The organism is Dinghuibacter sp. (assembly GCF_035492835.1).
In the GTDB taxonomy this organism is placed as follows: Bacteria; Bacteroidota; Bacteroidia; order Chitinophagales; family Chitinophagaceae; genus Dinghuibacter.
On the sequence record NZ_DATJIY010000065.1, the window covers coordinates 1 to 10,709 of the forward strand.

Below are 10,709 nucleotides of genomic sequence, written 5' to 3' on the forward strand. Positions count from 1 at the left end.
GTGGGGTGGGGGGCCTCTTTTATCCCGTTTTTGCGAAACGTTTCGCAAAAACGGGATAAAAGAGGCCCCCCACCCCACCTCCCTCCAGGCCCTAGGCGTGCTATGAACGTGCTACGTTGACATTGCCGGTGCGCTTGAGGCGGCCCCAGCCTTGGCCCTCGCCCTTGATGGCGCGGCGGAGGGAGCGGAGAAGGATGTAATACATGAGTTGGCGGTAGACAAGGCGTTGGGGGAGCATCCACAATAGCTTGCGCGGGTTTTCACGCTCGAAGGCGAATGCCAGCGCGGCGCCGAAGACGTCAACCAAAGTGAAAACGATGTAGTAGAAGACGATATGCCAGGTGCTGGCGTCCACGAAACCGAAGCAGGCGGCGATCAGGCTGAGCACCAGGATGATGTCCGCCAGCGGCGCCAGGAAGGGCAATACTATCTGGAAGATCAGGATGTTCGGGAGGGCGACCCAGCCAAAGGCCTTGTACCGGTTGTTACATAGGGCGTCACGGTGTTTCCAGAAGCACTGCATGATCCCGTAGCTCCAGCGGAAACGCTGTTTGAGGAACTGGGGCAGGGACTCGGGGGCTTCGGTGTAAGAGACGGCGCTGGCGCAGTTGCGTACGACATAGCCCTTGCGTAATAGCCGCATGGTCAGGTCGCAGTCTTCCGCCAGGGTGTCCGTGGTAAAAAAGCCGGCGTCAGCGACCGCCGAGCGGCGGAAACCGCCGATGGCGCCCGGGACGACCGTGATACAGTTCAGCAGGTCGAACGCCCGCCGGTCGAAATTCTGGGCCGTAATATATTCTATGCTCTGCCAGTAGGTGAGGATATTCCGTTCGTTTCCGACCTTGACGTTCCCCGCCACGGCCCCGATCGTGACATCGGTGAAACGTTTCATCAATTCGCTCACGGCGTCGATGGCCAGCTGGGTGTCGGCGTCGATACAAACGATGAATTCCGCGTCGGTGATGTGGATGCCGTAGTTAAGGGCGGACGCCTTGCCGCCGTTGGGCTTTGTCACGGCGCGGACCTTGGGGTGCCCGGCAAAAACGGTGGAGACGCGCTCGAAGGTGGAGTCTTTGGAGCCGTCGTCGACGAAGACGATATTGAAGTTAGGGTAGTTCTGGCCGAGCAGGCTTTCAATGGTTTTTATGGCGTTGACCTCCTCGTTATACGCCGGGATGACGATACTGACAAGGGGGGGCCCCGCAAGGGGCCGACCGTAGATCGCGGAGCGATCGGAGGTCGAAGCCCAGGACGCCGCGACGGCTTCGTAGCCCGCTTCCAGGGTGACCTCCCGCCGCTTCTGGTAGAAAGCGAGCACCAGCATCATCAGCATGCGGGCCAGCGAAAGGACGATCCCCACCAGGAACAGTATGAACAGGACTTCGCCGGTCCAGTAGGTGACACTGGCCAGGTAATAGTTGGCCTGGATCATCCAGGTGTCCTTTGATTTCGGCAACACGGGCATCACGTCGTCGTAAGTTTTGCCCATCAGGTCGGAGACCGTGGTGAAGTGATAACCCTTGGCCTTGAAGTAGTCGATGATACGGGGCAGGGCTGCCACCGTGGCCGCCCTCGAATCGCCTCCGGCGTCGTGGAGGAGTATGATGCTGCCGCGGCTGGCGGCCTCGATGCGGACGACCCGGGCATAAATGGAATCCGCGGAGGTATTCGGCTCCCAATCCTCGGGATCGATGGCTTCCCCCACGGTATAGTAATTGTCCTTTTTGCTCCTGGCGATGGGCATCAGCTCCTCGTAGGTATGGGGTTCGGAGTCGGCGTTATAGGGTGGCCTGAAAAGGATCGTCGAGCGGCCGGTGACACATTCGATGAGCAGCCGCGTCAGCTTCATTTCCAGCTCCGCCCGGCGGGGCCCCATCAGCGCGATGTTGCCATGGGTAAAGGTATGGTTCCCGATCTCGTACCCCAGCTTATACTCTTCCCTCAGGATCGGGATGTTTTTCTCGGCGTTGATTCCGACGACAAAGAAGGCCGCCGGCACATTTTCCTTACGAAGGATGTCGATGATCTGGGGCGTCCAGCGGGGATCGGGTCCGTCATCGAAGGTCAGGATCATTTTCCGGTGCACTTCGCTGGTATCCTCCCCAAAACGCCGGATCAGGAAGCTCACCGGCAGCTGCAGGTATCGTTGCGCCGTGATCAGGTTTTCGGACGAGTCCACGTCCAGCTGGATCTTGCCCTCCTGGGGCATATTCTCCACCGACAGGATTTCGCCTTCGCCTATGGGCGGGGCCACGTTGTCCCACTGGAGGGGTACGAAGGTGAGGGCGCTATAGTCAAAGGGGTGCTTTTTCAACCCGTTATTACTTAAATCGTACGGATAAAACGACCAAAGCCGGGTGTCCTCGACCCCCATCCGCCAGAGGACCGTGCCGGCCGCCCCGTATTCGTCCGCAAAACGGACGGTGTTATATATGGTAGCCGCGTCATTGAACCAGACCTCGTGCTGGACGTCCTGCGGCTGGTCGCCGTTCCCGTTTTCGGGGACGTCCTTGGTCGTATAGGTAAAATGCAGGTTATAGCTTTCGCCGTCAAAGGCGATCTCGGCATGGTTTTCTTCTGCCCGGTCGAGCGCCTGGGGGTAGCTGATGGATTCGGCCCTCCCGCTCCGGGGCCAGTCATAGCCATAGCCGGCCAGGCCCAGAATGATCTTCCCGGAAGGTATGTCCTTGGCCGCCACGTCCATGGCCTGTTCCACCCACTTCTGGCCGCTCACCGGCCCGGGTATGCTCTCGTCATAGTGCTGGTCATAGGCCATCAGCACGATGTAGTCGCTCCAATTGGCCAGCTTGTCGTAATCGTAGTCGTCGTTCTCGGGAGTGACGTCGATGGTAACCAGCTTTTTCAGGGGATGGAGGGTCTTGTATAAGGCCTCCATAAAGTCCACCAGGTATTTGGGATCGTTTTCGTTGATTTCCTCGAAGTCGATGTTGACGCCCTGGAAATCGTGAGTGACCAGCGAGTCCCGGAGTTTTTGGATAAAGCGGTCCCGGATTTCGGCGTTGTGGAGCAAGGGACGGACCAGCCGGCCGTCGAAGTCCTGTTTGGTGGCGCTGAAATTGGAGACCACCGGGTATATCTTCAGGTTGTTTTTTTGCATGAGGTTCAACCCGAAGGTGTCCAGGTTGCTCTTTAACCCAAGCGCCCCGTCGCCCACGAAAAACCATTCCGGGAAAATGCTGTTGAGCTTGCCCGCGTAGTTCCTCAGGGATATATGGGCGGGCTGGGACCAGGGGCTGTAAAAGGCGGCCCGGACGAACGGGTTCTCCTTGGCGGCCTCACGGTTACGGCTGGCCGAGTCGGCCGCCCGGGCCAGGATGTCCCGGTACCCCTGGTAGGCCTTGTTGCGGGAGTTTTTGAAGGAGATAACCCCCTTGGGTTTCAGGATCTTCTGGTAATAGTCGGCCTGTTGCTCGAGCAACGGCAGGGAGGGGTTCTTGAACCGGGCCAGGGCGACGATCAGGATGAGGATAAGGAAAACCAACACCGCCAGCAGTACCCGGGAGGACCATTGAACGCGCCTCCACCGGGACGGGTTGTCGGTTTGAAAAATCTGTGACGTTTTACTCATAAATTCGCCTGAACAGGTTGATGGGCAAAGTTAAGTAGAACAGTAACGGAATTCTTACTATATTGCCGCTTACAACCTTAAAAAACAGCTAAATCAGCTAAAAACATGCAGCCGGCCAAAATTAAAGTCTTATTAGCCGAAGATGACCTTGTGCTGGGTTACGTCATAAAGGACAACCTCGAGATCGGGGGGTACGATGTGACGCTTTGCCCGGACGGGGATGAGGCGCTGCAACAATTCCAGAAGTCGGAATTCGACATTTGCCTGCTGGACGTCATGATGCCGTCCAAGGACGGTTTTACCGTAGCCAAGAAGATCAGGGGCAAAAGTGACGTGGTTCCCATCCTTTTTATCACGTCCAAGGCGATGGAAGAGGACAAAATAAAGGGGTTCCAGAGCGGGGCTGACGATTATATCGTAAAACCCTTCAACATGCAGGAGCTGATCCTCCGGATGGAGGTCTTCCTGAGACGCACCAAAAAGCTCCATTCCGAGGAATCCGTTACCTACCAGGTGGGTAAGCTCAGGTTCTCCTTTACCGACCTGAAGATCTACGTAGACGACCAAACGATCAACCTCACGCAAAAGGAAGCGGACCTGCTTCTGTTCCTTTGCAAACACCCCAATAAAATCCTCAAACGCGAAGAGGTCCTGCTCAACGTATGGGGGAAGGACGACTATTTCCTGGGCCGGAGCATGGACGTATTCATCACCAAGCTCCGGAAGCACTTCAAGGCCGACCCAGGCATCATCCTGGAAACCATCCACGGGATCGGGTTCCGGTTCAACGTCCCCGAGGTCCACGCCGTCTCATAACAATATTTTAACATGTAGGCAACCCTGTTTATTAGAACATTCTAATTGGGTTGGACAGCCGTTTCCGCGCATAATCTATACTTTTGTTCCCGGCTTTGAGGCCTGAAATCAAAGAAAGATGAACAAATCATTGGCTTTATTGTGTGTATCGGCTGCGTTGGTTTTCACCGCGTGCAGTCATAGCGAAGAAAAACCGACGCCCGCCAGCGACTTCTATACCCTGCCCGACTCCCTGGCCAGGACGCTGGACATAGAGCCCGTCCGTTCCTGCCCGATGGTAAACGCCATCACCCTGACCGGTAAGATCTCTTTCAACACCGACAACGTCGTTCACGTGTACCCCATGGTCAGCGGCAACATCAACGACATCAATGTCGCCCTGGGGGATTACGTACACGCCGGCCAGGATCTGGGTGTCATTCGTAGCTCCGAAATGGCCGGATACAGCCGGGACCTGGTCAATGCGGAGACCAACCTCCAGGTCACCAAACGCGACCTTGACGCCAAACAGGACCTCTTCAAAAGCGGTCTTGCATCCCAAAGCGACCTGATCACCGCCGAGGCCAACTATAAACAAGCTCAGTCCGAACTATCCCGTTCTCAGCAGGTACTGTCCATCAACGGCGGTGTCAGCAGCGCCGGGGCCACCTCGGTCAAGTCCCCCATCAGCGGTTTCGTGGTCGAAAAGCTGGTATCCAACAACCAGGCGATCAGGACGGACAATAACGGCGGGTTGTTTACGATTTCCGACCTCAACAACGTCTGGATACTCGCCAACGTATACGAATCCAACGTAGGCAGCGTCCACATGGGGGACAGCGCGATCATCACGACCCTTTCCTATCCCGGGAAAGTCTTCCGGGGGAAGGTCGACAAGATCTCCAACGTCCTCGACCCGACCAACAAGGTGATGAGCGTGCGCGTCGTCCTGCCCAATCCGGGATACCTGCTGAAGCCCGAAATGTTCGCCAGCGTCACCATCAGCAACAAAACGAACCAACAATCCCTTTGCATTCCCTCCAGCGCCCTCATCTTCGACAACAGCCAGTACTACGTACTGGTGGTCGGCGACCAGAACCGGGTGCAGATGCGGAAAGTAGCCATCGTCAACACGGTCGGCAACCAGACCTACATCGCTACCGGCGTCAACCAGGGCGACAAGGTACTGGCGTCCCAGGCCCTGTTGATATACGCTCAGCTCAACAGTTAGCTATCGGGTAGCCTTGCATTTTCTTACGGCTAAAATCTACTGACGAATGAATAAGTTCCTTCGTAAGGTCCTTGCATTCTCCCTGAAGAACAAGTACTTTATCTTTTTCGCCACGGCCGTGCTCGTGACTTTTGGCATCGTTTGCTTCAACAACATGCCCATCGAGGCCTTTCCCGACGTAACCAATACCGAGATCAGCGTCATCACGCAATGGTCCGGTCGCAGCGCGGAGGAAGTCGAAAAGTTCGTCACCATCCCCATCGAGATCGCGCTCAACCCGGTTCAAAAGAAGACCAGCCTGCGGTCGACCTCGATCTTCGGCTTGTCGTATGTAAAGCTGATTTTCGATGATGGGGTGGAAGATTTTTACGCCCGTCAGCAGGTCAATAACCTGCTGCCCAACGCCGACCTCCCGGACGGCGTCCAGCCGCAGGTACAGCCGCCCACCGGCCCCACCGGCGAGATTTTCCGGTATACGCTGGAGAGCGACATCCGGGACGTGCGGGAACTCAAGACCCTACAGGACTGGGTGGTCGACCGCCAGTTGCGGTCCGTCCCCGGCATCGCCGACCTGACCAGCTTTGGAGGCGAGGTCAAGTCCTATGAAATCCAGGTCAACCCCGAAAAACTGGCCAACCTGGGGATCACGCCGCTGGATGTCTATAATGCCGTCAACCGCAGCAACATCAATATCGGCGGCGACGTCGTCAACCGGAACAACCAGGCCTACGTCGTCCGGGGCATCGGACTGCTCAACGACATCGGCGAAATCCGGAATATCATCGTCGAGAACAATAACGGCATACCGGTACTGGTGAAGGACGTCGCCAACGTCGAAATCTCCAACCTCCCCCGCCTGGGTCACGTGGGCCGCTCGGACAACCTGGGCAACGGCAAGGTACGCGACGTCGAAGACGCCGTGGAATGCATCGTATTGATGCGCAAGGGCGAGAACCCCTCCATCGTCATCAGCGCGCTCAAGGAAAAGATAAAAAAGCTCAATGAAAAGGTGCTTCCACCGGACGTCAAGATCGTACCCTACTACAACCGGGAAGACCTGATACACTTCGCGACGCACACCGTGATGCACAACCTGGTGGAGGGCATCCTGCTGGTTACGCTGCTGGTATCCCTGTTCATGTTCAACTGGCGGACCACCCTGATCGTTTCCATCATCATCCCCCTGGCCTTGTTGTTCGCCTTTATCTGTCTGCACCTGATGGGCATGTCGGCCAACCTGCTGTCGCTGGGCGCCGTCGACTTCGGGATCATCATCGACGGGGCGGTGGTCATGGTGGAGGGGCTATTCGTGGCCCTCGACCACAAGGCCCACCAGATGGGAATGGAACGGTTTAACAAGGCCTCCAAGCTGGGGCTGATCAAGAATCGGGGCACGGAGCTGGCCAAGGCGATCTTTTTCTCCAAGGTCATCATCATTACCGGGCTATTGCCCATCTTCTCCTTCCAGAAGGTCGAGGGTAAGCTGTTTTCCCCGCTGGCCTACACCCTGGGATTCGCCCTGCTGGGCGCGCTGATCCTGACCCTGACGCTGGTGCCCGTGCTGATCAACCTTCTCCTCCGGAAAAACGTACACGAAAAGCACAACCCCATCGTCCACTTCCTGACCAGGATCATGCTCGGTCTTTTCACGTGGAACTACAAGAAATTCCGCCGCCCGACGATGATCCTTTCGCTGATCGTCATCGCGGTGGGCATCTATTCCTTCAAATACCTGGGCACGGAGTTCCTGCCGGAGCTGGATGAAGGCTCCATCTGGCTGCGCGTCCAGATGCCCTATAGCATTTCCCTGGACCGGTCCGTACAGGTGGCCGATCAGGTGCGCAGCATCCTGATGACCTTTCCCCAGGTCAAGAACGCCGTTAGCCAGACCGGGCGGCCGGACGACGGGACCGACGTAACCGGTTTTTATAACAACGAGTTCGACGTCATCCTATATCCCGAAGGGGACTGGGAACCGCACATCTCCAAGGACGAGCTGATAAACCAGATGACCAGGAAGCTGAGCGTCATCCCCGGGGCCGACCTCAACTTTTCCCAGCCGATCTCCGACAACGTGGAAGAAGCCGTTTCGGGTGTCAAGGGATCGATCTGCGTAAAGATATTCGGCGACTCCCTGGACTATATGGAAAAGAAGGCCTTTGCGATCAACGACCAGCTCAGGCAGGTACGGGGAATCACCGACCTGGGGGTGATCCGGAACATCGGTCAGCCCGAGCTGGACATCAACCTGGATCAGCACAAGATGGCGCTATATGGGGTTGCCACGGCCGACGCCAACGCGGTCATCGAGATGGCCATCGGCGGCAAGGCGGCTACCACCCTTTATGAGCGCGGGATCGAGAAATTCGACATCCGGATACGGTTCCCCGAAGCCTTCCGGGGCTCGGTGGACGACATCGGCAATACCCTGGTGCCCACCCTCAACGGCGCCAAGGTACCCATCAAGGAAATCGCGACCATCGAGCTTAAGACCGGTCCCTGTCTGATCTTCCGGGACGATAACGAGCGCTACGCCGCCGTCAAGTTTTCGGTCCGCGGCCGGGACATGGGCTCGGCCATCGCCGAGGCGCAGGACCGGGTGAACAAGGCCGTCTCCCTCCAGAAAGGCTACAGTATGGTGTGGCAGGGGGACTTTGAAAACCAGCAGCGTGCCACCCGCCGCCTGGAACAGGTCGTCCCGATCAGCCTTTTGTTGATTTTCCTGTTACTCTTTATTATGTTTGGGAACTTTAAGGATGCGGGGCTGGTCTTCCTCAACGTGCCCTTCGCCATCGTGGGCGGCCTGCTTTCCCTGCATTTGACGGGCACGAATTTCAGTATTTCGGCCGGTATTGGGTTTATAGCACTCTTTGGGATCTGTATACAGGACGGCGTTCTCCTGATAACCGTTTTCAAGGAAAACCTGGAAAAGATCAAGGGTCAGAGCAACTCCCTGTATACCGCTATCAAGCTCGGTGTGAACTCCCGTATCCGACCGGTCATGATGACCGCCCTCATGGCGGCGATCGGCCTGTTCCCGGCGGCGATATCCACGGGGATCGGGTCCGAGAGCTCCCGGCCCCTGGCGCGGGTGGTCATCGGGGGTATACTATGCGCGATGATGTTCTCGTTATTGGTTTTCCCCCTGTTTTTCGCCTGGGCCTATCGAAAAGTTGACACCAAGCACAAAGGGGAAATGCACGAGCCAGACCCGGGCGCACACCGGCGCTGATCCAATGCGATTGCGGAAACTTCATATAATGTTTTGCGCGCTGATGCTGAGCTGCGCGGCGGCCCGGTCCCAGGATACGGCTTCTTTTCCGGCTGGCCGTACGGGCGACCAGGGCCGTTTCCGCGATTTCGCGGACAGCAACAACGTTCGCCCGTACATGGGCTTTTACCACACCCTTTTCTCCGCGGGGAACGCCACCGGTCGCCAACCCCGGCTACAAGCCAATACCAGCGCCTATCTCGGGGCCGCCCTGAACTATAAATGGTTTTCGATCTATTACGCCCTGAACATCCCGGAGACATCCGTCCTGGGCGGTCACAATAAGGAAGTTAAGGCCAGCCAGCTTATCATATCCCGGTATTGGACGCACTGGGGCCTGGAGTGGTTTTACCAGCACGACCGGGGGTTGGTGGACCAGGACCACCCCGGCCCCGGCAACACCAAAACGGTTTGGCAGTGGGCGGACTACAAATACGTGGGCGTCAATGCGGAATATTTCTTCAACACGGACAGGTTCTCCTTCCGGGCGGCCGACAACTTCGCCCGGCTCCAGACCCGGAGCGGTGGCAGCTGGCTCCTCATGGTCACACCCTCCTACCAGGACTTCGACCTCAGGAAGAACACCGTCGATACCTCCATGAAGGATTCGACGCTCTATAACCTGATCTCTCACGACGCCAACCACCTGGTGCTGGTCGCCAAGGCGGGTTACACCTATAACTTCGTCTGGGACGGCGGCCGGTGGAGCTGCTCCCCCCTGTTCTGTATCGGTCCGGGCGTCGGTATCTATATGGACCAATTCCACACCCGCCAGAGGTTCTTCCCCAACCTCGGCTACCAGGGCCGGCTGACCGTGGGGTACAACGGGGACAAATGGTACACCTACCTCAATGGCTTTTACGACCTCGTCCAGGAGCCCCAAAAAAACCTGGGTCTGAAAACCATCAACCAAAGCGCTTCCTTAAGCGTAGGATATCGTTTCCATTCGCTCCGCCGTCGTATATTACGGATACTTTAGCGGCCCCGGCGGCGCGCCGTCGCCCCGGGAGCGCGTCCCAAAAATTTTCTATGCAGCGCTGTTTCCTGACCAACAAGCTTTGCTCACCCGACGAATCCGTCAGCGGGGGAGATATCCGAAAGACATTGTACGACTACATCCGTAGCCAGCATCCCGACTTCAACGAGCACAGCCACCTCTCCACCGAAGCGTTCAACCAGATGCGCGCCGATTATGTAGCGGCGCTCGTAAAAGACGAGATCGGGGAATTGAGCGGGATGGAGAAGGAAGTCGTAGAAGCCATCGGTCACAATGAAATCCTCAGCGAAAACATCGAGGAACAGGAGGACCGGGAAGAGACCTTTGGCGAACGCATCGCCGACCACGTGGCCGCCTTCGGGGGCAGCTGGACCTTCCTGATCACGTTCTTCGCCATCCTGCTGGCGTGGATCGCGATCAATATGTGGGCCCTTGGGGACAAGGGCTTCGACCCCTATCCCTTTATCCTGATGAACCTGATCCTCAGCTGTCTGGCCGCGGTCCAGGCGCCCATCATCATGATGAGCCAGAACCGCCAGGCCGACAAGGATCGCGCCCGCTCGGAACACGACTACAAGGTCAACCTCAAGGCCGAGCTGGAGATCCGCCTGTTACACGAAAAGGTGGACCACATGCTCGTCCACGAGCAACGCAAGCTCCTGGAGATCCAGCAGATCCAGATCGACCTGATGGCGAGCATCCAGAAAACGCTTTCCGCCCACAATGAATTGCACCGGCCAGCTATCACCGAATCTTCGCTCTCCGGCGACGCGTAGCCCAAAAGAGAAGGAGGTGGGGGGGGGGGGGGGGGGGGGGGGGGGGGGGG

General features: G+C 57.4%; 6 protein-coding genes. 5 read left to right on the plus strand and 1 reads right to left on the minus strand.

The features are described from left to right. Positions 1-100 precede the first annotated feature (100 nt). Positions 101-3,589, minus strand: a complete 3,489-nt coding sequence (locus VL547_RS06260) for a glycosyltransferase (RefSeq protein ID WP_325576366.1) — start codon at positions 3,587-3,589, stop codon at positions 101-103. A gap of 105 nt (positions 3,590-3,694) precedes the next feature. Here VL547_RS06260 and VL547_RS06265 point away from each other — a divergent pair, with 105 nt between their 5' ends. The 5 genes from VL547_RS06265 (at position 3,695) to VL547_RS06285 (ending at position 10,659) form a co-directional block, all read left to right on the plus strand. Next, on the plus strand, positions 3,695-4,405 hold the full coding sequence (locus VL547_RS06265) for a response regulator transcription factor (protein ID WP_325576368.1): 711 nt from the start codon (positions 3,695-3,697) through the stop codon (positions 4,403-4,405). A gap of 118 nt (positions 4,406-4,523) precedes the next feature. Further along, positions 4,524-5,615: an efflux RND transporter periplasmic adaptor subunit gene (locus VL547_RS06270; protein WP_325576370.1), complete on the plus strand. Its 1,092-nt coding sequence runs from the start codon at positions 4,524-4,526 to the stop codon at positions 5,613-5,615. A 46-nt stretch (positions 5,616-5,661) separates the two neighbouring features. Next, complete coding sequence (locus VL547_RS06275; RefSeq protein WP_325576372.1) at positions 5,662-8,847, plus strand: CusA/CzcA family heavy metal efflux RND transporter; 3,186 nt, start codon at positions 5,662-5,664, stop codon at positions 8,845-8,847. 28 nt (positions 8,848-8,875) lie between these two features. Then, on the plus strand, positions 8,876-9,865 hold the full coding sequence (locus VL547_RS06280; protein WP_325576374.1) for a DUF4421 family protein: 990 nt from the start codon (positions 8,876-8,878) through the stop codon (positions 9,863-9,865). 50 nt (positions 9,866-9,915) lie between these two features. Further along, positions 9,916-10,659 carry a DUF1003 domain-containing protein gene (locus VL547_RS06285; protein ID WP_325576376.1) on the plus strand — a complete coding sequence of 248 codons (744 nt, stop codon included), beginning with the start codon at positions 9,916-9,918 and terminating at the stop codon, positions 10,657-10,659. Positions 10,660-10,709: the final 50 nt, after the last annotated feature.